The following is a 22,809-nucleotide window of genomic DNA, read 5'->3' as shown; positions in this document are numbered from 1 at the left end:
CCGTCCCAATGGAGCTGCCATGGATCCCATGACCACGCCGCTCGATATGGGCGAGCCGCTGCAGCAGCAGATCCAGGCGCGGATCGTCGATGCGATCCTGTCCGGCGCGATCGCCCCCCACGAGCCGCTGCCGGCCACCCGCGTTCTCGCCCAACAGCTCAAGGTCTCGCGCAACACGGTCACCCTCGTCTATGAACGCATGGCCGAGGACGGCTATCTGACAGCCGTCGGCCGGCGCGGCTTCTTCGTCGACGAGCGGTTCCTGCGCAATCAGGCCGGCGCCATGGCGCACCCGGCGGTGCCCGATCACGATGCGAAGGACAAGGCGCCCGATGTCTTGGCGCGGATGCGCATCCGCCCGTCGCTTCAGACGAACATCCGCAAGCCGACCGACTGGAAGCCCTATCCCTACCCCTTCGTTTACGGGCAGGTGGCCGCCGATCCGACCTCGCTCAGCCGTTGGCGCGACTGCGTGCGGCAGGTCAGCCGCACCGAGCATGTTCGCCACTGGATGACCGACCGGGTCGATGCCGACGACCCGGCGCTGGTCGAGCAGATCATTCGGCGCATGCTGCCCCGTCGGGGCTTCAGTGCGGCGCCGGACGAAATCCTGGTGACGATCGGCGCACAGAACGCGCTCTCCCTCCTCGCCCGGCTTATGTGCGGACCTGACGTCAAGGTCGGCATGGAAAATCCCGGCTACGCCGACGCCCGCAACATCTTCGAACTGGAAGGGGCCGAGATCGTCGACCTCCCGGTCGACGCCAGCGGCGTGAGGGTCGACGACCGACTGTCAGACTGCGATCTCGTCTATGTCACGCCGAGCCATCAGGCGCCGACCAATGTGACGATGACCATGCCGCGCCGGCTTGCGCTCCTGGAGGCCGCGCGGCGCCATGACTGTCTGGTGATCGAGGACGACTACGAGCACGAGCTGAACTATGTCGGCCCGCGCCAGCACGCGCTGCGGGCGCTCGACCGGACCGGCCGGATCCTGCATGTCGGCAGCCTGTCCAAGCCCCTCTTTCCCGGCCTCCGGCTCGGCTTCGTGGTCGCGCCGGCGCCGGTCATCGTGGAGCTGCGGGCGCTGCGCCGGCTGAACTACCGCCACCCCTCGACTCTGGACCAACGCGCCATGGCGCTGTTCCTCTCCGAAGGCCACTACGACGCCCATATCCGCCGCCAGCAGGAGGTCCTCGCCCGGCGCTGGACGACCATGCTGACCGAAATCGAACGCCAACTCCCCAACTGCGCCGCAACGATCACGACCGGCGGCTCGGCCGTCTGGCTCCGCCTGCCCGACGGCATCTCAGCCGGGCGGGTTCAGGAGGAGGCCGCCGCGCGCGGGGTCTACGTCGAGGCGGGCGACGTCCATTTTCGCGAACGCGCCGCGCACGAAAACTATCTGAGGCTCGGCTTCGCAGCGATCGAAACGGCGATGATCGGCCCGGGGATCGAGAGGCTGAAGGAGGCGCTCGCGGTGGCGAGGTGAAACGGAAACCTGTGACGGTTTCAAAGACGCGGGGTGGACGACACGCGTTCGATCTCGGCCGAGATCGCGCCAAACGGCGCATCTTTAGCAGGCCGGGAGCATGATTCCGCAACGACATGCCTTCCTGTGAGCATTGCACAGGCATGAACGCGCCTGTCTGGCAGCAAACCCGGCTTGACGGGGTAGTCGGTATCTCCTCGCGGTCCCCGGCCAATCAGGGCGAGCGAGATGAATGGTCATGGCACCGCAAATTTGACATGGTCTTTCATGGTAGCGATGCTGCTTTCTTGGCTCTTTGTCAGCTGTCAGGGATGATCTTGTTCATGAAACTGGAGTTTCAGCACTTATCCTGACCTAACTGAAATCATCGCATCCATCAGCGAAGCCCAGCGAGATAATTGCGGGGAGGACGATGTCCCAGTTTCCAATATCGCTTTTCTTCGAGGGACTTGGCGTATGGTTGATGCAGCAGGGGCTTCACGACGCCAAAGTCGAGGATATCGTCCGTGGGTTCGGGCAACGATTGATCGAAGGAGGCGTTTCCATCGATCGGATCAGCCTTGGCGGCTTGATGTTGCATCCGGTCTTTGGCGCCCTCGACGTCGTGTGGCACGCACGCGAGGATCGTGTCGCCAGCCAGATGATGCCGCGCAGCGACATGACGACCGAGAGCTTTCAGGACTCACCCTTTTTCTGGGCGCTCAAGAATAATGTGAGTTTTCACCGTTTCCGATTCGAAGAAGGGCAGGTCGAGCCAGATTTCCCGATCTTCGAGCATTTTCGGAAGAACGATATCACCGACTACCTCCTGTTGTTCGAGTCCTACGGACGTCACTCCGACATGCTCTGGAGTGACCTTCCGCCGGGTATGGAAGGTGTCATCCTGGGCATTTCGACCCGGCGCGTGGGCGGATTTGCTGAACTTGAAATTGAATATGTGCGCGCGCTGATGCGTCCGCTCGCTATCAGCGTCAAATCGTCGATCACCCATCTTCTGTCCAAGGAACTGCTCGACGCCTATCTCGGCCACTACACCGGAAGGCAGGTTCTGGACGGCATCGTGGAGCGGGGCGATGGCGGGGCGATCGAATGCGTTCTCTTCTACAGTGACCTCAGGGGCTCGTCGCACCTGGCAGAGCAATTGCCGCTCGATGCCTATCTCTGCATGATCAACACGTATTTCGATTGCGTCGCCGGCGCCGTGATGGACCATGGCGGAGAAGTGCTGAAATTCATCGGCGATGCGGTCATGGCAATCTTTCCGGTCGATCCGAAATCGCGTCCGGCCGCCGACATGTGCCGCGCGGCCCTGACGGCCAGCGACGAAGCCTTTGCCCGTGCCGAGAAGGCCAATTCCAGGCGCAAGAGCAGCGATCCCGCCATCAGGTTCGGGATCGCACTTCACAGCGGTCAGGTCATGTACGGCAATGTCGGAACCGATGTCAGGCTCGATTTCACCACGATCGGCCCGGCCGTCAATCATGTCACGCGGCTCGAAAAGCTCTGCAAGGATCTCGATACGCCGCTGCTCATTTCGGAGTCATTCGAAGGCCACCACGAGGGAGCCCTCGTGTCCCTGGGCACTCACTCCTTGCCCGGAACGAACCAGCATATCGAGGTCTTCACGCAGAAAAAGTTCGTCCCTGAGAGACCGTCAGCGTGACTTCAGGGGCGGACAGTAACGCATTGGGAGGCTGAGATCGCGACGTAGCTAATTGGTGGCTCGGATTCAGTCTCATCATCGCTGCCGTAGGGCACAGACGTCCGGCCTCACCTGACTCGTATCACCCCAGATCCGCCTGACCCAGCACCTTGCGCAGGATATCGATCATCTTACCAAGTTCGTCCTCGCTGGTGACGAAGGCTGGCGCAAAGATCACCGCGTCGCCGGTCGCCTTGACGTGGAGGCCTGCGTCGAACAGCGCGCGCTGGACGAGCGAGCCCTTCTGGCCGGGCGTTTCGCCGGGTTTGAGCTGGATGCCCGACATCATGCCGTAGCCGCGGAGATCGACCACCTGGGCGAGGTTACGCAGGCCGAAGACAGCGCCGAGGAAGGTGGGCGAAAACGCCTTGGCGCGCTCGAAGAGCTTCTCGTCGCGATAGATGTTCAGGGCGGCGAGCGCCGCCGCGCAGGCGACCGGGTGGGCGGAATAGGTGTAGCCGTGGAAGAGCTCCGGCCGGTCGTTGTCGCCGGCGGCGGCAAACACCGTGTCCTGGATTTCGGTGCGCGTCGCCACCGCGCTCATCGGCACCGCGCCGTTGGTGAGCGCCTTGGCCATGGTGACGAGATCGGGCGTCACCTTGAATTCCTGCGCGGCGAAGGCGGAGCCGGTGCGGCCGAAGCCCGTGATCACCTCGTCGAAGACGAGCAGGATGCCGTATTTGTCGGCGATCGCTCTCAGCCGTTCGAGATAGCCTTTCGGCGGGACGATGGTGCCGATGGAGCCGGCGATCGGCTCGACGAAGACGCCGGCGATCGTTTCCGCGCCATAGGTCTTGCAGATTTCTTCCAAATCATCGGCAAGTTCGGCGCCGGTCTCCGGCTGGCCGGGCGTGAAGCGCTGCTCCTCGGTCCAGGTGTGGCGCATATGGACGACGTCGGCCGTGACGCCGGAAAAGTCGCGGCGATTGTTGACCATGCCGGCGAGCGACGTGCCGCCGAGATTGACGCCGTGATAGCTCCAGTTGCGCGAGACGAAGCGGGTGCGCTGCCCCTCGCCCTTCGCCCGGTGATAGGCGAGGCAGATCTTCATCGCGCTGTCGACGGCTTCCGAGCCCGAGGAAGCGAAGAACACCCTGTCGAGCCCTTCGGGCAGGATCGCGGCAAGCCGCTCGGCAAGTTCGAAGGAAACGGGCGCCGCCCTCTGGAAATGCGGGGTGTAGTCGAGTGTCATCAGCTGGGCGGAGACGGCATCGGCGATCTCCTGGCGGGCGTGGCCGGCCGGGCAGCAGAACAGGCCCGACGATCCGTCGAGAATGTCGTCGCCCTCGGGCGTGAAATAATGGACGCCCTTAGCCCGCGCGAAGACCTGCGGCATCTCGCGGAACATCCGGTTGTTGGTGAAGGGGAGCCAGTGGTGGCTCATATTGACCGAACGCGTCAGCATGGGGCTGTCCTCCAGGTGAAGATCAGCCCTGTTACGCCGGGACGGCAGCCCGCCGACAGAGCCAGCGGGAGGTTTCGACTGGTCCAGGCCTGGCCCCACCGAATGCCGCATCTGGCTCTGTCGCGCGGCCGGCGCTCCGGACATGGTCCGCCGCGAATCCGGCTGGAGAGTTTTGCGTGGAGATCCTGTTCGCCCTTCCGATCGTCATCGCCGCCGCCTTCGTTCGCGGCGCGACCGGCTTTGGCTTCTCGCTCCTCGCAGCACCCCTCTTCGCGCTATTCTGGCCGGCCACCTTCGCAAGCACGGTCGTTCTCGTGCTCGATCTGGTGGCGACGGGGCTGCTGGTTCGCGGCGGAATTCTGGAGGGACTGGATTGGCGCGAGGCGGCGGTGCTGGGCGTTGCGGCGCTCGTCGGGGCGTTGGCCGGGGTGTTTCTCCTCAGCCTGCTGCCCCAGAGACCGGCGCTGATCGGGCTCAATCTCGCGGTGCTCGTCTCGGCACTCGCAGCCCTTTTCAAGGTGCGCTGGCGCTGGGTGGACACGCGTGCCGCGGCGATCGGTGCAAGCTTTCTGACCGGCGCGATGATCGGGGCCTTTTCCGTCGGCGGAACACTGGTCGTCGCATGGCTGATGGCGAGCGGCCGCAGCCCGGCTCAGGCCCGGGCGCTCCTGACGATCATCTTCGCCGTCACCGATAGCGGGGCGATCGCCTCGCGCCTCGCCTTCGGCCTGTTTCCGACATCGAGCCTGACGATTATCCTCATGCTGCTGCCCGCCCTTGCCGCCGGGACCTTTCTCGGGCGGCGCTTCTACGGGCGGCTGAGCCCCGAGGCCTGGAAGCGCGGGGTCTCGGCGCTTCTCGTGCTGCTCGCGCTTGTGAGCCTCGCCCGCACACTCACACTGAGCTGATCACCGGAAGGACGAAATCCGTGACGAAGACGATTCTGATTACAGGCGCCACTGCCGGCTTCGGCCAGGCGATGGCCCGACGCTTCGCGAGCGCCGGCTGGCAGGTGATCGGCACCGGCCGACGTGCCGAGCGGCTCGAAGCGCTAAAGGCGGAAGTCGGCGATTCTTTTCATCCAGCCGTCTGCGACGTGACCGACGACGCGTCGATGACCGAGGCGCTGGACGCGCTGCCCGAAGCCTTCGCCGGGATCGATCTCCTCGTGAACAATGCCGGCCTGGCGCTCGGCACGGCGCCCGCTCAATCGAGCAAGCTCGACGACTGGCAGACGATGATCGCCACCAATGTCACCGGCCTCGTCTCGCTTACCCACAAGCTCCTGCCGAAGCTGATCGAGCGGCGCGGGGCGATCGTCAATCTCTCCTCCATCGCGGCCAACTGGCCCTATCCCGGCGGCAATGTCTATGGCGGCACCAAGGCCTTCGTGCAGCAGTTCTCGCGGGGCCTGCGCTCGGATCTCCACGGCACCGGCGTGCGCGTGACGTCGATCGAGCCGGGCCTTTGCGAAAGCGAATTCACTCTGGTTCGCACCGGCGGCGACCAGGCGAGCTACGACAAGCTCTATGGCGGCGCCCATGCATTGCAGCCAGAGGACATTGCCGAAACGATCTTCTGGGTCGCAACGCTCCCGCCCCACATGAACATCAACCAACTGGAACTGATGCCCGTCAGCCAGAGCTGGGCCCCGTTTCAGGTTCACCGCGACGCGTAACGGCAAAGCTCCTGCCGGCGGAAGTGAGATTGCCGACTACGGTCTCGGGCGATTGCCAGCAGGAGCCGGTCCGAGCGAGCCTCTGTCGCAGATGGTCGTTTCAAGGAGCACCGTCTCGGAGACGGGCCGCCCGTCGATGAGCGCCAGAAGCGTCTCGGCCGCAGCCGTCCCCATGCGGCGGTGCGGCACGTGCACGGTCGTGAGGCCTGGCTCGACGATCGAAGCGATATCGATGTCGTCAAATCCGGTGATCGAGAGATCACTCGGGACCACGAGCCCCAATTGCTTGGCCCGCGCGATCGCCCCGACACCCAGAACGTCGTTGCCGCAAATGATCGCGGTGGGCGGGTCGTTTCTGGACATCAGCCGTTCCAGAGCCTCGCCCGCCTCGTCGAAAGCATAGCGGACCTCATCGACCACGAGGTCTGCGGTCTCGATGCCCGCCTCCCTGAGAGCTTGGCAGACTCCTTCGACGCGACCGGCGGCGCGATCGTTCATATGGGTGATGCCGGAAATCATCGCGATCCGGCGATGCCCCTCCGCGATCACCCGGCGCGCCATTTCCCGCGCGGCCCCGACATTGTCGAAACCGACCGAGGTCTCTCCCGCTTCGCCAATGGACCAGGCGATGACATAGGGCGTCCGGGCTCGCTTCAGGAATTCGTAAGCGGCGGGCCGACGCGCCGTGCCGATCAGGAGGATACCGTCCGCCCCACGCCCGATGAGCGCCCGGATCTGCTCGTCCTCGCGATCGGCGTCATAGCCGGAGCTGGCGACGAGCAAGGTGACGCCCGCTGCCGAGAGTGTTTCCTGGAAACTTTGAAGACCGCGCGCGAAGATCGCATTGTCCAGCGTCGGCAGAACCGCACCCACCGTACTCGTCTTCTGCGATGCAAGCGCCTTGCCCCCGAAATTCGGCGTGTAGCCCAGCGCTTCGACTGCCCGCATCACCCTGTCGCGAGTCGCGGCGGTCACCTTCCCCGGTTCGTTGAGACATCGCGAGACGGTCGCCGTCGAGACGCCGGCCTCTCGGGCGACATCGTCCAGTTTCGGCTTTGCGAACGCATCCATCCGTCAAAATCCCCTAAGCGCCAAGATGTTGGCGGCGAAATGTTCGACAGCGAACCGCGCTTCCCATCGGCTATAGAATCGAACATCAGATGTAGCAATGTAAGCGCTTGCATTTTGGATTGTAAGCGCTTACAAAGGCGATCGTACGGCTTGGGAGGGCCGCACGATGAATGGCAAGACCCCTTGGCTCGTCGCCGCGCTTTGCGGCTTTCTCGTCTTCATCGCCAACGTCGCCCTTGGCGCGTCGGGCAGTGAGCCACTCATCGGCCGCGTCGGTGAAGTTCTGCTGATCTTTCTTTCAAGCATCCTCTTCGTCATCGGCACGCTCAAGGCCGAAGCGCGGAGAAGAGACGATCTGGCAAAAATCCGGGAGGAGACCCCATGACAACGGAAACTGACCTCAAAGAACTGAAGAGTGCGGAGCGTCGCAACTTCCTCAAGCTGTCTGCTGCTGGAAGTTTCACGGCAGCTGTCGTGGCAGGCGCCGCCGGCACGCTCTGGTCCGACGAGGCCGCAGCGCAGAGCGCCAGTGAGGAGCGCGAGCGCGAGTCGGCAGCCGAGCAGACAATGACGATCGCGACCGCCTATGTTCTCGGCGCATCGCGCAGCTATCCGATCATGCAGCTCGACCTGAAGGAGAATATCCAGAACCTTTCGGGCGGCCGCATCTATGTGAAGCTCTCGCCCGGCGGCCAGCTCGGCGCCGGCGGCGCGCTGGTGCAGAAGGTGCAGAGCAACACGATCCAAGCCGCGCAGCATTCGATGTCGAATTTCGCGCCCTTCGCGCCCGAGGTCGATCTCATCAACCTTCCGTATTTCTGCGGATCGAACCAGCGCTTCGTCAATCTCGTGAAATCCGACGCATGGGTCGAGAAGGTCCACCCGAAGATCGAGGAACGGGGATTCAAGCCGCTCTTCTACGTCGTCATCGACCCGCGCGTCGTTGCGATGCGCAAGGGCCAGGACAAGCCGGTCATGGTCCCGAGCGATCTCTCGGGCGTCAAGTTCCGCGTTCCCGGCTCGGAAATGCTGCAGCAGTATTATCGCATGGTCGGTGCCAACCCGACGCCGGTCGCCTGGGGCGAAACCCCATCGGCCATCAAGCAGGGCGTCGCGGACGCGCTCGATCCCTCCGTCGGCGCGCTTTACGTCTTCGGGTTCAAGGACATCCTGTCCAACGTCACCTTCACCCAGGCCGTGCCGGACTCGCAGATCTATTCCTGTAATCTCGAATGGTTCAACGGGCTTTCGGACGACCTGAAGGAGGCGATCGAATACGCTTCGGACATCACCTCGGCGCAGAACCTGGCAAAGGTGCCCGCAGCGCGGGCCTACGCCATGTACGAACTCCAGAAGGCGGGCGTGCAATTCCACACTCTGAGCGAAGATCAGCTCGCGGAGTGGAAGGACGCCGGTGGTTATCAGCGCAGCGAGTGGGATTCCTACAAGACCGAACTCGCGGGATCGATGGACGACTTCGCCAAGCTCGAAGAGGCTGCCGGCACCCAGAGCAAATACTACGTCAACGACGCCTGATCACAGGCTCGACCACAAACCGGCCGCCAAGAGGCGGTCGGTCCCCCGTCGGGGAACGAAGCTCTCGATGCGCGACAAAGGCAAGCGATAGCACCTTTTCGACAGGGGCTCCTGCCCCGGTCCACGGCAAATTCACCGAGCCGTGCACGGACGCCGACCTTCGAGGCGTCCGCGTTCCGACAACCGCATCCAGGTCAGCGCGCAAAAGAGCGCCCGATCCCGATGAAACCGAACGGGTGGCGCGCCGGAACGGCGAAGCCGGCCCACAGGAGGTGCCATGCGTCCTCTCCTCTCTACACTGGACAAGAACCTGGAACGCTGGGCGCTGCTCGTCTTCTATACCGTCCTCGTGACGGTCATGGCGGTCGAGGTCGTGCGTCGGGAAGTCTTCGCTTATTCGTCGATCTGGGGCGAGGAAGTGGTCCGCTACTCCTTCATCTACCTGTCCTGGATCGGCGTCGCCGCCGCGATCAAGGAACGCGCCCATATCCGCATCGATATCATCACGCATCTCGTGCCCCCCTGGGCCAAGTCCGTCATCTACATCCTCGGCGATCTGGTGATGCTCGCCGTTGCGGTTGTGGCCCTCTACTACTCCTATGAAACGGTCGCCGTTTCCTGGAAATTCGGCTCCGTCAGCCATGGCCTGCGTGCGCCGATGGTGTGGTTTCTGTCGGCCGTGCCGATCGGCTTCGCGCTCGTCGTCTTCCGTCTCATCCAGTCCCTTCTCCGCGATGTCCGCGCTCTGCGGTCCGGAGGCGAGGTCTACGAAGGCGAACGCCTGTTCGACTGAGGTTCAAGAGAATGCTTTGGCAACAGCTTCAGGACCAGGAGATCGTTCTCGGCTGGTCGTTCTACGGTCCCGTACTCGCGTTCGTCGTGCTTTGCATCCTGGCGGTCCCCGTCTGGGCGGCCATCGGTGTGGCAGCCTGTCTGATGCTCTACATCTCGGGCGTCCTTCCCCTCTCGCTCGTGGGCGAGGCGCTGTTTGACGGCATCGACGCGTTCGCACTGACGGCGATCCCGCTGTTCATCCTGACCGGCGACGTCCTGGTGCGCACTGGCCTCAGCCGGAAATTCCTCGATGTCGCCGACGCGCTGACGTCATGGGCCCGGAGCGGTTTCGGCTCGGCGACGGTGCTGGTCTGCGGTATGTTTTCGGCCATCTCCGGCTCCGATGCAGCCGGCGCCGCTGCCGTCGGTCGCATGACGATCCAGCGTCTGACCGAATCCGGCTACCCGAAACCCTACGCCTGCGCCCTCGTCGCGGCCGGCGCCTGCACGGGCATCCTGATCCCGCCTTCGATCGCCTATATCGTCATCGGCCTCGTGCTCGGCATTTCCGCCTCCACCCTCTTCGAGGCGGCGCTCATTCCAGGCATCATGATCCTTCTATCGATCCTCGTCACCAATTCGGTGATGAACCGGATCAAGGCGTTCGAGAACAACGACGCGATTTCCTTTCGCGAGTGGGGATCGAATGTCGGCAGAGCCATCAAGCGTGGCTGGTACGCCTTCCTTGTGCCGGGGATCATCTTCTGGGGCATCTTCTCGGGGCGCTTGACCCCGACGGAGGCTGGCGCGACGGCGGTCGTCATCACGATCCTGATGGGGTTCATCCTGCGCACTCTGAGTTTCGCGGATTTTCCCTCGATGCTGGTCTCGTCGGCGAAGGTGAACGGCGTCATCCTGCCGATCATCGCCTTCTCGCTGCCACTTGCCCAGGCGCTGGCCGCGCTGAACGTGCCGCAAGGCTTCGTCGGCGCGATCACACAGGTGACCAGCGAACCGATCTTCATCATTGCCCTGATGATCGCGGTCCTGATCGCAGCCGGCTGCGTGATGGAAACGACGCCGAACATCGTCATCCTGGCGCCGATCCTGAAGCCGCTCGCCGACGAGATCGGCATGGGCGAACTGCAGTTCTGCGTGATGATGGTGACAGCGCTGGGCGTCGGCTTCATCACCCCGCCACTCGGGCTCAATCTCTTCGTGACGGCGGGACTGACGGGAGAGCCGATACTCAAGATCGCCTGGTGGGCCGTGCCCTTCGTCTTCTTCATGCTGCTGGTCGTTCTGATGATCGCCTATGTCCCGGCGCTCTCGGTCCCGGTCTTCTGACCAGCGCCTCCACGCTTCCCTTCAAACGAAAATCCACGAGGTCGCCCGATGAGCCGCGAATATCTCAAGAAAGCCGCAGAGATCTCCGTTTCCAGTTCGCAGGACGTGCGCAACACCGTCATGTCCATCCTCGACGAGATCGAGACCGGGCGCGAAGAGGCGGCGCTCCGCTATGCGCAGAAATTCGACAAATATGACGGCGCCGCGGTGGTGACGAAGGACGAGATCGCGCAAGCCGCGGCGAAGGTGCCGCAAAAGCTCAAGGACGACATCCGCTTCGCCCATGACAATGTCCGCCGCTTTGCCGAGCGCCAGCTGGCGACGCTGGGCGATGTCGAATACGAGGTCGTGCCCGGATTCACCGCCGGCCAGAAGAGCATCCCCGTGCGCTGCGCGGGCGCCTATGTTCCCGGCGGCCGGTACAGCCACGTCGCGTCCGCCATCATGACCGTGACGACGGCCAAGGTCGCCGGCTGCGAGCACATCACCGTCTGCTCGCCGCCCCGCCCGGGCGTCGGCGTCAATCCGGCAATCCTCTACACCGCCGATCTCTGCGGCGCCGATGCCATCCTCGCCATGGGCGGCGTCCAGGGGGTCGCCTCCATGGCGTTCGGGCTGTTCGGCATGCCCCCGGCCGACATCCTCGTCGGGCCGGGCAATCAGTTCGTCGCCGAAGCCAAGCGCGCGCTCTTCGGCCGGGTCGGCATCGACATGTTCGCCGGACCGACCGACAGCCTGATTCTGGCGGACGCCTCCGCCGATGCCGAAGTCGTCGCCGCCGATCTCGTCGGCCAGGCCGAGCACGGCTACAATTCCCCTGTCTGGCTGGTCACGAACGACAAGGCGCTTGCCGAGCGGGTTCTCGCCCGAGTGCCCGAGCTGATCGCCGAACTCCCCGAGCCCAACCGCGACAGCGCCGCCAAGGCCTGGGCGGATCTCGGCGAGGTTATCCTGTGTGACTCGCGCGAGGAAATGGCCGCGACATCGGACGAATACGCGCCCGAACACCTGACCGTACAGGCCGAAGACCTCGACTGGTGGCTCGGCCGGCTGAAATGCTATGGCTCGCTCTTCCTCGGAGAAGAGACCACGGTTGCGTATGGGGACAAGGCGGCGGGCACCAATCACGTCCTGCCCACCTCCGGCGCTGCGCGTTACACCGGCGGCCTCTCGGTCCACAAATACATGAAGATCGTCACCTGGCAGCGCGCAACACGCGAGGGCTCGCGACCGGTGGCGGAAGCGACCGCCCGCATCTCGCGCCTGGAAGGCATGGAGGGCCATGCCCGCACAGCCGACATCCGGCTGCGGAAGTATTTTCCCTCGACCGATTTCGACCTGTCCGCTGCGGAATGAGCGAGGCCATGGCAAAACCTCACGACCTGTTCGATCTGTCGGGCCATGTCGCCTGCGTCACCGGCGCGAGCAGCGGCCTCGGACAGACGGCCGCCACGATGCTGGCCGAGGCGGGTGCGAAGGTCGTCGGCATTGCGCGGCGCGCCGAGCGGCTTGAGGCGTGGAAGGCCTCGACACAGGGCGAGACCGCCGTCCTGGCCGCCGATCTCGGCGACCGGTCGGCGGTCGAGGGGATCGCCAGGGACGCCGCCAGCCCCTTCGGTCCGCCCGACATCCTCGTCAACGCCGCCGGCATCAACACCCGGCAGGCCGCCGACGAGGTCACGGCCGAGGGCTGGGACCAGACGATCCATCTGAACCTCACCGTGCCGTTCCTTCTCGCCCAGGCGCTGGCACCGGCGATGAAGGCGAAGGGCTGGGGCCGAATCGTCAATTTCGCGTCGCTTCAGTCGCGGCGCGCCTTTCCCGGCGGCATCGCCTATGGCGCATCCAAGGGCGGCGTCGAACAGCTGACGCGGGCCATGGCCGAAGCCTGGTCCCGCCATGGCATCAACGCCAATGCGCTCGCGCCCGGATTCTTTCCGACCGAGCTGACCGGCCCGGTCTTCTCGGACCCTGAACTGGCCGAGAAGAACGCCCGCCAGACCTGCATCGGCCGCAATGGCGAGATGGCGGACCTCCGGGGCCCCCTTCTGTTTCTGAGCTCCGATGCGTCCGCCTATGTCACCGGCCAGATCCTGTTCGTCGATGGAGGTTTCACGGCAAGATGAAGGCGCTCGTCTATACCGCTCCCAGAGAGCTCGACTATCGCGAGGTCAATGAGCCCATACCCGGCGAAGGCGAGGTCCGGGTACGTGTCGCGGCCGTCGGCATCTGCGGCTCGGACATGCATGCCTATCTCGGCCATGACGAGCGGCGCCCTGCCCCGCTCATCCTGGGCCATGAGGCCGCAGGAATCGTCGAGACCGGCGCGATGGCCGGCAAGCGCGTGACCATCAATCCGCTGGTCACCTGCGGGACCTGCCCGGCCTGCGCGGCGGGTCGCAACAATCTCTGCCCGAACCGCCAGATCCTGTCGATGAATCCGAGGCAAGGGGCCTTCGCCGAACACGTCACGATCCCGATTGAGAACCTCGTCGAAATTCCGGACGGCGTCTCCTTCGAAAAGGCCTGTCTCGCCGAACCGCTGGCCTGCGGCTGGCATGCCGCGCGCCTCGCGCGGCGCCATGACGAGACGGCGCTGAGGTCTGGCCGATGCCTCGTCATCGGCGGCGGCGCCATTGGCCTTGGCGCGGCGCTCTCGCTTCGGGCGATGGGCGCTGAGAACGTCCAGGTGGCCGAAACCAACGAAAGACGCCATGCCGCGATCCGAGCGGCCGGTCCCTTCGACATCCTCGATCCGGCCGCCGGCCCTCAAGACGCGCTGTTCGACGTGATCATCGATGGGGTCGGCTTCGCCGCAACCCGGGCCCTCGCGACGAAATTCTCACGGCCGGGCGGGATCATCATGCATATCGGTCTCGGCGAAAGCGAGGGCGGCCTCGACATCCGCCGGATGACGCTGCAGGAGATCAGCTTCGTCGGCACCTACACCTACACGCCGCAGGATTTCCGCGAGACGGCGCAGGCGATTTTCGATGGCCGGCTCGGTGCGCTCGAGTGGCCGGAAGAACGCTCCCTTGCGGATGGGGCGGGTGCCTTCACCGACATTCTGTCCGGCAATGCGTCCGCTCCAAAGATCATCCTGCAACCCGAGAGCTGACTCGAGCGGAGGCCATCACAGGCCGCCGGCTGCCTCTTCACTCCCCGGCCTCTGCCTGCCGCAGCGCCGGCAGGCCGATGCCGGCGGCTTCGAAGCCGCCGTCGACCGCCAAGGTCTGGCCGGTGATGTAGCTCGACTGCGGCGAGCAGAGATAATGGATCGCGTCGGCCAGCTCCTCCTCGAGACCGTAGCGTTCGAGCGGGATCGTCTCGTGATAGGCGGCGCGGATCGCCGGGCTGTGCACGGCTTTCGCCATGGCCGTGTCGACCGGCCCCGGCGCGACGGCGTTGACGCGAATGCCGAGCCCGGCCAGCTCAACCGCCTGCTGCTTCGTCAGATGGGCAAGACCGGCCTTGCTCGTGCCGTAGGCGACGCGGAGCGTCGAAGCGCGCAGGCCCGAAATCGAGGTGATGTTGACGATCGCACCGCCGCCATGGCGCGCCATGATCGGCGCCGTCAGCTGGGTCATCATGAACGGCCCGCTGAGATTGACGGCAAGGACGCGGGACCATTCCTCGAAACCCGTCTGGAGCAGCGGCTTGAAGACCGCCGTGCCGGCATTGTTGACGAGAGCGTCGATCCGGCCGAAGCGCTCTTCGATCGCCGCAACGGCCTCGGCCATTGCCTCAGGGTCAGCAACGTCGCCGGTGATCGCCAGGGTCTCGTCGGGCCGGCCGAGTTCGGCGAAGGTCGCTTCGAGGGTTTCCCCGTCGATATCGAGCAGCACCACCTGCCAGCCTTCGGCAAGAAAGCGCCTCGTCGCGGCCAGGCCGATTCCTCGCGCGGCACCCGTGACCAGCGCGACCTTCGACTCACTCATTCCCGTCCCTTTCGTCATTGTTCTTTGTTAGCGGAACCCGCAGCGGACCCGCCAAGCCGGGCCTTATGCCTGCGGCACGATCATCAGTTCGAAGGTCACGCAGACCGGGTTCTCTCCCGGCACGAGAACGCCTTCGTAGATTGTCCCGTCCATCGCGACGACAGCAACCTCCAGCCGAGCCCGACCCGCCTCCAGCCGCCCCTCGCGGATGAGAAGTTCGGAGGCGTAGGATTCCATCGGCGGGCCGGCTTCGAAGCGGGCGCCGTTGAGGCTGCCGATGCCCAGAATACGTGCGTTGGCGATCCCGGCCTCGGCACAGATCGCCTCGATCGCGTGCGAGACGTCCTGGTTCGGCCGCAACGTCACCGCCAGCGCCGGCCGTCCGCTCTGGCGGTTGGATCCCGTCGCCTCTGAGGCGAAGAGGCGGAAATTCGTCTCCTCATCATGCCGCGATTCGAAGACCGCGCCACGAAGGCCGACGCCGGCGATCCGGAGCGGCTCGGCCGCGAAGCTCTCGGGCGGCAGCATATGCCCCATCGCACGCGGCCCGCCATCGGCACGCCAGATCCCATGGCAATGGACGAAGGGCGCGCCGTCCCGCCGGCCGACGATCGCGCCGGCGGCTTCGACCTTCACGCCGCCTTCGGGCGCATAGGTTTCCGAATACCAAGCGGCGTGGCTCGGGCCGGGCGAGCCGGCGGGCATCACGTAGCGGAATGGCGCGATCCGGGCGGATCGGATATCCACATAGGCGGACTCACAGCCCGCAGCGGCCACCCCTTCGCCAAGCCCGGTTTCCATTGCCTTGCCGGGCTCGATGGTGAAGTCGAGCTCCACAGCCTCGCCGACAGCCTTCGCGTGTCTCACGGGCGCGACGGGGCCGGGATGGCGGATCGTTCGCAAGGTGTCCGCGTCGCTCATGCGGCGGTTTCTCCGGCCAACAGGCCGCGCTCTTCCAGCGCCTCGCGCACCATCTTCTTGGTGATCTTGCCATAGGCCGATTTCGGCATCTCGTCGAAGAAGACGAAGCGCTTGGGCAGTTTGTAGCGGGAGACCTTCTCGGCGAGGAAGGCGCCGATCTCGGCTTCGGAGACCGTTTCCCCCGGAGCGGCGACGAGCACCGCAATCCCGACCTCGCCCCAGGACGGATCGGGCACGCCGACGACCGCCGCCTCGGAGATCTTCGGATGGGCGAGGATCTTCTCCTCGATCTCGCGCGGATAGATGTTCGAGCCGCCGGAGATGTACATGTCGGAGGCGCGGCCGGTGATGTAGAGATAGCCCGCTTCGTCCACGTGCCCGAGATCGCCAGTGCGGAACCAACCCTTGCGGAAGGCTTTCCGGTTGGCTTCCGGATTGTCGTAATAGCCGGCGAAGACGGCCGGACCGGTCACGCAGATCTCGCCGGTCGCGCCCGGCTCGAGCGCGTTGCCGTCATCGTCCTGGATGGCGATCTCCATGCCCGTGCGCTCGAAGCCGCAGGTGCCGACACGGGCTTCCCCGTCGTCGAGGCTGTGTTCGGCCGGCGGGAACACGGTGATGTTGCCCGTCACCTCGCCAAGCCCGAAATATTGCACGAGAACCGGCCCGAGCTTTTCGAGCGCCCGCTTCTGGTCCGCCCGGTACATGGGCGCGCCGGCATAGATGACGTATCTGAGCGAGGAATGGTCGAAATCATCGACGGCCGGGTGCTCCACCAGCCGCTTCACGATGGTCGGCACGGTGAACATGTTGGAGATCCGGTAGCGCTCCACGAGCCCCCAGGCCTCGGCGATATCGAAGCGCTCGGAGGGAAGCAGCACCGTCGTGGCCCCCGCCGCAACCTGCGTGAGCTGATGAACCCCCGCCCCGTGGGAGAGCGGCGCCACCACCAGCGAAGCATCCGCGGGCCCGGTGCCGGGCATCAGATCGTTGAGGTGATTGACCGCAACGAAGGCCATCTGGCCGTGGGTGAGGACCGCCGCCTTCGGCCGGCCCGTGGTGCCGGAGGTAAAGAAGAACCAGCACGGATCATCGCGATCGACAGTCGCGTTCGGCATCGTCTCGCAGAGATGGGCGTCGACGAGCGTGTCGTAGTCCTCGCCGAAATCCGCCGCGCCAATCGAGATAGTGAAATCTGGACGGCTTGCCGATTTCTGGCACGCGCTCGCATGCTCGGGAAAGCTCGCATTGCAGATCAGTCCCCGCGCCCCGCTCGCTTCGAGGAGATAGGCGACTTCGTCCGGCGTCTGGCGGAAATTCGTCGGCACATAGACCGCCCCAAGACGGAAGCAGGCGAACATCGCCTCGAACATCTGGTTGCAGTTCTGGGACTGGACCAGGATGCGGTCGCCCTTCTCGACGCCGAAGCGTCCTTTGAGACAGCCCGCCATGGCATCGATACGGGCGTCGAGATCGCGCCAGCTCCAAGTCCCTTCGCCCCAGACGAGGGCGGGCCGGTCGCCGAGCCTGCGGCTGGCCCGCGTCACCAGATGAGCGAGATTAGAGACGCGCGTCGACTGCGGCGCGACGCCTCCCTTGGGATCAGCCGTCGTCACTTCACGCGCTCCAGGATCGACACGTAGTTCGCGACCGCGGCGCCGCCCATGTTGAAGACACCGGCGGTCTTCGCGCCGGAGACCTGCATGTCGCCGGCCTCGTCCATGAGCTGCATGGCGGCCATGACATGCATCGACACGCCGGTGGCGCCGATCGGATGGCCCTTCGACTTCAGGCCCCCCGAGGGATTGACCGGAAGCCGGCCGTCCTTGCGCGTGATGCCTTCGCGCACGACCTTGTAGCCCTCGCCGCGCTTGGCGAGGCCCATCGCCTCGTATTCGATCATCTCCGCGATGGTGAAGCAGTCGTGGGTCTCGACGAAATCGAGATCGTCGAGGGTGAGGCCCGCCTCTTCGAGCGCCTTCGCCCAGGCGGTCCTTGCGCCGGCAAACTCGGTCGGATCGCGCCGGCTGATCGCGAGGACGTCATTGACGTGGCGCCGTGCTCGGAAGGCGATCGCCCGCTCCAGCCCTTCGGCGACTTCCTCGTCGGCGATCACGATCGCCGCCGCGCCGTCGGAGACCAGCGAGCAATCGGTTCGCCGGAGCGGCGGGGCGACATAGGGGTTCTTGTCCGAGACGGTGTTGCAGAACTCGAAGCCGAAATCCTTGCGCATGTGGGCGTAAGGGTTGGCGAGGCCGTTCTGATGGTTCTTCGCCGCGATCATCGCCAGCTCTTCGGAGCGGTCGCCGAACTTCTGGAAATAGGTCTGGGCGATACGGCCGAAAATGCCGGCGAAGCCACCTTCGACCTCCGCCTCTTCTTCCCGATAGCTCGCACCGAGGAGGATGTCGCCAACTTCGACGGTCGGGATCGCCGTCATCTTCTCGGCCCCGACGACCACGGCGATGCGGCCTCGCCCGGCTTCGATGAAGTCCATCGCGGAATAGAGCGCCGCCGACCCCGTGGCGCAGGCGTTCTCCATGCGCACGGCCGGCACCTGGCCGAGCCCGTCATGGGCCATGCCGACGAGGGCGCCCTGAAAGTCCTGCTTGGAAAAGCCGTTGTTCATGACGCCGACGAAGATCCCGTCGACGTCCGACGTCTCGATACCGGCATGGTCGATGGCCGGACCGACTACTTCGCGCATGAGCGCTTCGGTGGACGGCGCCTCGACCTTGCCGAAATGGCTGTGAGACCAGCCGACGATACGTGCCTTGCTCATGGTTCAACTCCTCCCGTCGATGGGGCTGTGGAATGGGACTGCGGTGGGAGATCGCCCCGCGCCGTCTTGAAGGGTCTGCCATTGGTTGTAGGGTGGGCTCCGAACCGACCCGACAGCCGAGTTTCGACCTTCAGGACCTCCGCGGCGAGATCGCGCGCGAGTTCCGCCTGCCGCGCTTCGCCCATGCGGCTGTCGATTGCCGCGACGGACAGCGCGCCGGCGATATGGCCGTCGGGATATCGCACCGCCATGCCGATCGCCCAGGAATTCTGCAGAACTCGACCCGGGTTCAAGGCGTAGCCCCGGCTGCGCGCAAAGGCGATGTCCTGTGCGAAAGCTTCGCTCGTATAGGCAGGATAGTGCTCGGCAAGAATTGCCTGATTGGTGTCCAGGATCCGGGCAATCTCGGCATCGTCGAGGGCGGCGAGCATGGCCATCGCACCCGCGCCAACGCCGAGCGGATGGCGATGGCCCGGGTCAAGGGCATGGGTGCGGATGGGAAATGCGCCTTCCTCGCGATGCAGGCAGACCGAATAGTCGCCGCGCCGGATCGACGCGAAGCTCGTATCGCCGCTCGTCTTCGACAGGCTGGCAAGGCTCTCCAGCGCGCAGTCGAGGAACCCGAAGCGCCGGGATGCGAGCACACCCAGCACATAGGCCTCTTCACCGAGGAAATAGCGCCTCGTGACCGGGTCCTGTTCGACGAGCCGGGAGCGAATCAGGGCGAGCACCAGACGGCGCGCCGTCGGCCGGTTGAGACCGCTGCCCTCGACGATGGCGGCGAGGGAGGCGCCCTTCTCGCAATGGCGCCCGATCAGCGACAACAGCGTCAGAGCCCGATCGACGCTCTGCGCTCCGCTGCCTTCCGGGGCCATTCTTTCCAGCGTATCCAAGCCCTGCTCCGTCCAGATTATGGACATCTTTCTCGGATGCGCATTGTCACGGAAGCGAAATGAACTTGCAAGCACCCTTCTGGAATGGCAACCTTGGCGAATTCGTTGGCGCCGCATGTCCATAATATGGATGCCATGGGAGAAGATGGTCGGCGCCCCTGCCATTTCGATCCGGGAGGAAATTGGATGAAACTGAAGCAACTCGCCGCCGCGGCGGCCCTTGCCGCCGCCTTCGCGGCCACTGCCCTGTCGCCGGTGAACGCCGAGACGTTCCGCCTGTCCCACAACACCAACGACACGACGACCTGGCAGAAGGGCGCCGAGAAGTTCAACGAGCTTCTTCAGGAAAAGTCCGGCGGCGAGATGGACGTGCGCATCTTCCCGATGGCACAGCTCACCGGCGGCGACCAGATGAAGCAGGCCGAGATGGTCGGCCGCGGCGCGCTCGACTTCGTCGTCACCTCGGCGATCAACGTCACGCCGCTGGTACCGGAAATGGCGGTCTTCTCGCTCCCCTATCTCTACACCGACTATGACGACGTCGACGCGACGACCTCGGGCGAGCCGGGCGAGCGCATGACGGAGATCATGGCCGAGCACGGCATCGTGGTCCTCGCCTGGGGCGAGAACGGCTTCCGCGAGGTGACGAACAACGTCAAGCCGGTGAAGGCCCCCGCCGATCTGGAAGGCCTGAAGATGCGTGTCGCCGGGCCGATGTATATCGACGTGATGAACGCGCTTGGCGCCAACCCGCAGCAGATGCAGTGGTCCGAGACCTTCTCGGCCCTTCAGCAGGGCGTGGTCGACGGCCAGGAAAACCCGATCGGCGCCGTCATCATCCCGCAGCGGGTCTACGAGGTGCAGAAGTACCTGACGACCTGGCACTACTCCTACGATCCGATCTTCGTCGGCGTGTCGCAGAAGCTCTGGGACAGCTGGGACGACGAGACCAAGGAGATGGTCCGCTCGGCCGCCCAAGAGGCGATGACCTACCAGAAGGAAATCACCCGCGAAGATACGGCGAAGGGCGTCGATTTCCTGAAGGAAAAGGGCATGGAAATCTACGAGCCGAGCGCGGAGGAGATCGACGCGTTCCGCCAGGCGACCCAGCCGGCTTTCGACACCTGGGCCGAGAAGGTCGGCCCGGACCTCGTTTCGCTGTTCCAGAACGCGATCGAGGGTGAAGGCAACGGCGAAAACGCCCAATCGAACTGACCCCCTCGGGACCGATCGCCCGGGCGATCGGTCCCGATTTTGAATTTCAAGAACAATCGTACTATCCGGTGGCGGCCGTATTTCGCGGCAATGCCGTCAGCTTTCCGCCCACCGCCCCATTCCTGACGAGACCGACATGCGTCACCTCCTCGACGAGGCGGAAAAGATCGTCTGCGCCGTGATCTTCCTCGCGATGACTGCCCTCGGCTTCGTCAATGTCGTCGTGCGCTATCTGACGAGCTATTCCTTCGCCGCCACCCAGGAACTCCTGCTCGACGGCTTTCTGCTTTTGACGGTGTTCGGCGCCGCTGTCGCGGCCCGGCGGGGTGAGCATCTGGCGGTGACGCTTCTGACGGACTCGCTGCCCCGCGAGGCAAGGCGCGTCGCCATCGCGATTTCCGGCCTCCTGTCGGTCCTGCTCCTCGCACTTGCGGCCTGGTACACCTTCGGTCTCGTCCAGAACCAGTATGAGAGCGGCATCACATCCTCGGGCATGCAGATCCCCGAATGGTACGTCTCGGTCGGGCTCCCGATCGGCTTTGCCCTGATCGCGATCCGGCTCGTCCAGGCCGGATTGGCGGAATGGCGGCAGGCGGGCGCGACGGCCATTTACGGGCCGGGTGACGGCAAGGGAGAGATCTGACGTGCTCGGCCTCGATCCCGGCACCGAGATGGTGATCCTGTTCTTCCTCTTACTCGCGCTGAGGGTTCCGGTCGCCTTCTCGCTCGGCCTCTCTTCGCTTTATGCCATGTGGCAGATCGGATTCGGGCTCGATCTCGTCGGCGACCTCCTGTCGAGCGGCATCGCCAAGTTCTCGCTGCTCGCGATTCCCTTCTTCATCCTTGCCGGCACCCTCATGGGCACGGTCGGCATCGCCGAGCGGATGATCCGTTTCTTCCGCGTCCTGGTCGGCTCGCTCCCCGGCGGGATGGGTGTCGTCGGCACCGTGGTCTGCCTGTTCTGGGGCGCAGTGTCCGGCTCGGGGCCGGCCTCGGTCGCTGCGATCGGCCCCTTGATCATCCGCGGCATGGCAGAAGACGGCTATCCCCGCCCCTTCGCCGCCGCCCTCGTCTGCACGGGCGCGGCGCTTTCGATCGTCATTCCGCCCTCGATCGGTCTCGTCATTTACGGCGTCATCGCCGACACCTCGATTGCCCAGCTCTTCATCGCCGCGATCATCCCCGGCCTGGTGATGGGCGTCTCGATGCTTCTGGCACTGCCCTTCGCCGGCAAGGCGCGGCATGCGGCGCATCTCGAATCCTCCGACGGCGGCCTCGCGGCGATCGCCCCGGCTCCCTACGAAGGCATGGGCTATGGAGCGCGGCTCGGACGCTCGTTCATTGACGCCTTTTGGGGCCTCTTGACGCCAGTCGTCATCCTCGGCGGCATCTATGGCGGCGTCTTCACGCCCACCGAAGCCGCGATCGTCGCTACGGTCTACGCGCTCTTCGTCGGCCTCTTCATCTACCGAACCCTATCCATCGGAACACTCTACGCCGCCCTCGTCGAGGCGAGCGCCTCCTCGGCCGTGGTCATGTTGGTCGTCACCTTCGCCAGCCTGTTCGGCTGGGTGGTGACCGTGGACGATCTCGTCGGCAAATATTCCAGCGCTCTGCTGGCCTTGAGCGACAATCAATGGGTGATCCTCGCCGTCATCATGCTGGTCGTGCTGATCGCCGGCATGTTCATGGACGCGATCACCATCATGTTCATCGCCCTGCCGATCTTCCTGCCGGTCGTCCACCAGCTTGGCTGGGACCCGGTCTGGTTCGGCGTGGCGCTGATGGTCAATCTTGCCATCGGCCTGTTCACGCCGCCCGTCGGCATCAACCTCTTCGTCGCCGCGAACATCACCCGCATGTCGCTCGAACGGATCGCGGTGGGCGCGGTGCCCTTCCTGATCGCAAGCCTTGCCGGCCTCGCCATCATCGCCGCCTTCCCGGAACTCTCGCAAGTGCTGCTCGCCTGGATGCAGTGACCAGCCCCTGCAGAGAAGCGCACCCCAGGTCTTGAGAGGAGCCGAACGTCCAAGCGCTGACGGCAGGTTCCGCGAG

At 64.9% G+C, this 22,809-nt stretch carries 21 protein-coding genes; 14 read left to right on the top strand and 7 right to left on the bottom strand.

The genetic code is table 11. The features are described 5' to 3' along the window. Positions 1-19: 19 nt before the first annotated feature. The gene (pdxR, locus tag MF134_RS13865) at positions 20-1,492 is read left to right on the top strand and encodes a MocR-like pyridoxine biosynthesis transcription factor PdxR (RefSeq protein WP_255340067.1); all 1,473 of its coding nucleotides are present in this window, start codon (positions 20-22) and stop codon (positions 1,490-1,492) included. A 412-nt stretch (positions 1,493-1,904) separates the two neighbouring features. Then, on the top strand, positions 1,905-3,155 hold the full coding sequence (locus tag MF134_RS13860) for an adenylate/guanylate cyclase domain-containing protein (protein WP_255340066.1): 1,251 nt from the start codon (positions 1,905-1,907) through the stop codon (positions 3,153-3,155). A 121-nt stretch (positions 3,156-3,276) separates the two neighbouring features. Here the strand turns inward: MF134_RS13860 and MF134_RS13855 are convergent, their stop codons facing one another. Next, a complete protein-coding gene (locus MF134_RS13855) occupies positions 3,277-4,599 on the bottom strand; it encodes an aminotransferase class III-fold pyridoxal phosphate-dependent enzyme (protein WP_255340065.1) in 1,323 nt (440 codons plus the stop codon). Positions 4,600-4,775: 176 nt separating this feature from the next. Here MF134_RS13855 and MF134_RS13850 point away from each other — a divergent pair, with 176 nt between their 5' ends. Together MF134_RS13850 and MF134_RS13845 are read left to right on the top strand one after the other, a co-directional pair. After that, on the top strand, positions 4,776-5,507 hold the full coding sequence (locus MF134_RS13850) for a sulfite exporter TauE/SafE family protein (RefSeq protein WP_255340064.1): 732 nt from the start codon (positions 4,776-4,778) through the stop codon (positions 5,505-5,507). A 20-nt stretch (positions 5,508-5,527) separates the two neighbouring features. After that, positions 5,528-6,277, top strand: coding sequence for an SDR family oxidoreductase (locus MF134_RS13845; RefSeq protein WP_255340063.1), 750 nt, complete (start codon positions 5,528-5,530; stop codon positions 6,275-6,277). A gap of 36 nt (positions 6,278-6,313) precedes the next feature. Here the strand turns inward: MF134_RS13845 and MF134_RS13840 are convergent, their stop codons facing one another. Continuing rightward, complete coding sequence (locus tag MF134_RS13840; protein ID WP_255340062.1) at positions 6,314-7,348, bottom strand: LacI family DNA-binding transcriptional regulator; 1,035 nt, start codon at positions 7,346-7,348, stop codon at positions 6,314-6,316. 166 nt (positions 7,349-7,514) lie between these two features. On the opposite strand from MF134_RS13840, the gene MF134_RS13835 reads away from it, so the two are divergent. From MF134_RS13835 to MF134_RS13805, 7 genes are all read left to right on the top strand, one after another. Beyond that, the gene (locus MF134_RS13835; protein WP_255340061.1) at positions 7,515-7,733 is read left to right on the top strand and encodes a hypothetical protein; all 219 of its coding nucleotides are present in this window, start codon (positions 7,515-7,517) and stop codon (positions 7,731-7,733) included. After that, positions 7,730-8,884 (top strand): TRAP transporter substrate-binding protein, encoded by a 1,155-nt coding sequence (locus MF134_RS13830; protein ID WP_255340060.1) that lies wholly within the window; start codon positions 7,730-7,732, stop codon positions 8,882-8,884. The genes MF134_RS13835 and MF134_RS13830 overlap by 4 nt, the downstream gene beginning before the upstream one ends. A 277-nt stretch (positions 8,885-9,161) precedes the next feature. Further along, positions 9,162-9,677, top strand: a complete 516-nt coding sequence (locus tag MF134_RS13825; RefSeq protein WP_255340059.1) for a TRAP transporter small permease — start codon at positions 9,162-9,164, stop codon at positions 9,675-9,677. Positions 9,678-9,688: 11 nt separating this feature from the next. Continuing rightward, positions 9,689-11,005, top strand: coding sequence for a TRAP transporter large permease (locus tag MF134_RS13820; RefSeq protein ID WP_255340058.1), 1,317 nt, complete (start codon positions 9,689-9,691; stop codon positions 11,003-11,005). A gap of 48 nt (positions 11,006-11,053) precedes the next feature. Beyond that, positions 11,054-12,361 (top strand): histidinol dehydrogenase, encoded by a 1,308-nt coding sequence (gene hisD, locus MF134_RS13815; RefSeq protein ID WP_255340057.1) that lies wholly within the window; start codon positions 11,054-11,056, stop codon positions 12,359-12,361. Between the two features lie 8 nt (positions 12,362-12,369). Continuing rightward, complete coding sequence (locus MF134_RS13810; protein WP_255340056.1) at positions 12,370-13,131, top strand: SDR family NAD(P)-dependent oxidoreductase; 762 nt, start codon at positions 12,370-12,372, stop codon at positions 13,129-13,131. Then, entirely contained in the window at positions 13,128-14,123 is a 996-nt protein-coding gene (locus MF134_RS13805; protein ID WP_255340055.1) for an alcohol dehydrogenase catalytic domain-containing protein, read from the top strand. Before MF134_RS13810 ends, MF134_RS13805 begins: the two co-directional genes overlap by 4 nt. A gap of 37 nt (positions 14,124-14,160) precedes the next feature. Here MF134_RS13805 and MF134_RS13800 read toward each other — a convergent pair whose 3' ends face one another. The 5 genes from MF134_RS13800 to MF134_RS13780 are packed head-to-tail and all read right to left on the bottom strand — an operon-like array spanning position 14,161 to position 19,566. Further along, positions 14,161-14,961, bottom strand: coding sequence for an SDR family NAD(P)-dependent oxidoreductase (locus MF134_RS13800; protein WP_457589989.1), 801 nt, complete (start codon positions 14,959-14,961; stop codon positions 14,161-14,163). A gap of 45 nt (positions 14,962-15,006) precedes the next feature. Then, positions 15,007-15,864 carry a PCC domain-containing protein gene (locus MF134_RS13795; RefSeq protein ID WP_255340053.1) on the bottom strand — a complete coding sequence of 286 codons (858 nt, stop codon included), beginning with the start codon at positions 15,862-15,864 and terminating at the stop codon, positions 15,007-15,009. Beyond that, complete coding sequence (locus MF134_RS13790) at positions 15,861-17,480, bottom strand: acyl-CoA synthetase (protein ID WP_255340052.1); 1,620 nt, start codon at positions 17,478-17,480, stop codon at positions 15,861-15,863. Before MF134_RS13790 ends, MF134_RS13795 begins: the two co-directional genes overlap by 4 nt. Beyond that, complete coding sequence (locus MF134_RS13785; RefSeq protein ID WP_255340051.1) at positions 17,477-18,646, bottom strand: acetyl-CoA acetyltransferase; 1,170 nt, start codon at positions 18,644-18,646, stop codon at positions 17,477-17,479. The genes MF134_RS13790 and MF134_RS13785 overlap by 4 nt, the downstream gene beginning before the upstream one ends. Beyond that, positions 18,643-19,566 carry an IclR family transcriptional regulator gene (locus tag MF134_RS13780; protein WP_255340050.1) on the bottom strand — a complete coding sequence of 308 codons (924 nt, stop codon included), beginning with the start codon at positions 19,564-19,566 and terminating at the stop codon, positions 18,643-18,645. The genes MF134_RS13785 and MF134_RS13780 overlap by 4 nt, the downstream gene beginning before the upstream one ends. Positions 19,567-19,725: 159 nt before the next feature. On the opposite strand from MF134_RS13780, the gene MF134_RS13775 reads away from it, so the two are divergent. From MF134_RS13775 to MF134_RS13765, 3 genes are all read left to right on the top strand, one after another. Beyond that, the gene (locus MF134_RS13775) at positions 19,726-20,754 is read left to right on the top strand and encodes a DctP family TRAP transporter solute-binding subunit (RefSeq protein WP_255340049.1); all 1,029 of its coding nucleotides are present in this window, start codon (positions 19,726-19,728) and stop codon (positions 20,752-20,754) included. A 136-nt stretch (positions 20,755-20,890) separates the two neighbouring features. Further along, positions 20,891-21,397, top strand: coding sequence for a TRAP transporter small permease (locus MF134_RS13770; protein ID WP_255340048.1), 507 nt, complete (start codon positions 20,891-20,893; stop codon positions 21,395-21,397). Position 21,398: 1 nt separating this feature from the next. Beyond that, complete coding sequence (locus MF134_RS13765; protein ID WP_255340047.1) at positions 21,399-22,733, top strand: TRAP transporter large permease; 1,335 nt, start codon at positions 21,399-21,401, stop codon at positions 22,731-22,733. The last annotated feature ends 76 nt before the right edge of the window (positions 22,734-22,809 follow it).

It is taken from the genome of Jiella marina (assembly GCF_024359545.1).
Lineage (GTDB): Bacteria > Pseudomonadota > Alphaproteobacteria > Rhizobiales > Rhizobiaceae > Jiella.
This window is presented reverse-complemented; position numbering and strand designations above follow the sequence as displayed.

What these genes read in the sequence shown, in the direction of transcription:
- MF134_RS13795 (WP_255340053.1), bottom strand. Translation starts at nt 15,864, where the DNA reads ATGAGCGACGCGGACACCTTGCGAACGATCCGCCATCCCGGCCCCGTC.
- MF134_RS13830 (WP_255340060.1), top strand. Translation starts at nt 7,730, where the DNA reads ATGACAACGGAAACTGACCTCAAAGAACTGAAGAGTGCGGAGCGTCGC.
- MF134_RS13855 (WP_255340065.1), bottom strand. Translation starts at nt 4,599, where the DNA reads ATGCTGACGCGTTCGGTCAATATGAGCCACCACTGGCTCCCCTTCACC.
- MF134_RS13825 (WP_255340059.1), top strand. Translation starts at nt 9,162, where the DNA reads ATGCGTCCTCTCCTCTCTACACTGGACAAGAACCTGGAACGCTGGGCG.
- pdxR (WP_255340067.1), top strand. Translation starts at nt 20, where the DNA reads ATGGATCCCATGACCACGCCGCTCGATATGGGCGAGCCGCTGCAGCAG.
- hisD (WP_255340057.1), top strand. Translation starts at nt 11,054, where the DNA reads ATGAGCCGCGAATATCTCAAGAAAGCCGCAGAGATCTCCGTTTCCAGT.
- MF134_RS13785 (WP_255340051.1), bottom strand. Translation starts at nt 18,646, where the DNA reads ATGAGCAAGGCACGTATCGTCGGCTGGTCTCACAGCCATTTCGGCAAG.
- MF134_RS13770 (WP_255340048.1), top strand. Translation starts at nt 20,891, where the DNA reads ATGCGTCACCTCCTCGACGAGGCGGAAAAGATCGTCTGCGCCGTGATC.
- MF134_RS13840 (WP_255340062.1), bottom strand. Translation starts at nt 7,348, where the DNA reads ATGGATGCGTTCGCAAAGCCGAAACTGGACGATGTCGCCCGAGAGGCC.
- MF134_RS13780 (WP_255340050.1), bottom strand. Translation starts at nt 19,566, where the DNA reads ATGTCCATAATCTGGACGGAGCAGGGCTTGGATACGCTGGAAAGAATG.
- MF134_RS13835 (WP_255340061.1), top strand. Translation starts at nt 7,515, where the DNA reads ATGAATGGCAAGACCCCTTGGCTCGTCGCCGCGCTTTGCGGCTTTCTC.
- MF134_RS13805 (WP_255340055.1), top strand. Translation starts at nt 13,128, where the DNA reads ATGAAGGCGCTCGTCTATACCGCTCCCAGAGAGCTCGACTATCGCGAG.
- MF134_RS13810 (WP_255340056.1), top strand. Translation starts at nt 12,370, where the DNA reads ATGGCAAAACCTCACGACCTGTTCGATCTGTCGGGCCATGTCGCCTGC.
- MF134_RS13820 (WP_255340058.1), top strand. Translation starts at nt 9,689, where the DNA reads ATGCTTTGGCAACAGCTTCAGGACCAGGAGATCGTTCTCGGCTGGTCG.
- MF134_RS13800 (WP_457589989.1), bottom strand. Translation starts at nt 14,961, where the DNA reads ATGACGAAAGGGACGGGAATGAGTGAGTCGAAGGTCGCGCTGGTCACG.
- MF134_RS13860 (WP_255340066.1), top strand. Translation starts at nt 1,905, where the DNA reads ATGTCCCAGTTTCCAATATCGCTTTTCTTCGAGGGACTTGGCGTATGG.
- MF134_RS13775 (WP_255340049.1), top strand. Translation starts at nt 19,726, where the DNA reads ATGAAACTGAAGCAACTCGCCGCCGCGGCGGCCCTTGCCGCCGCCTTC.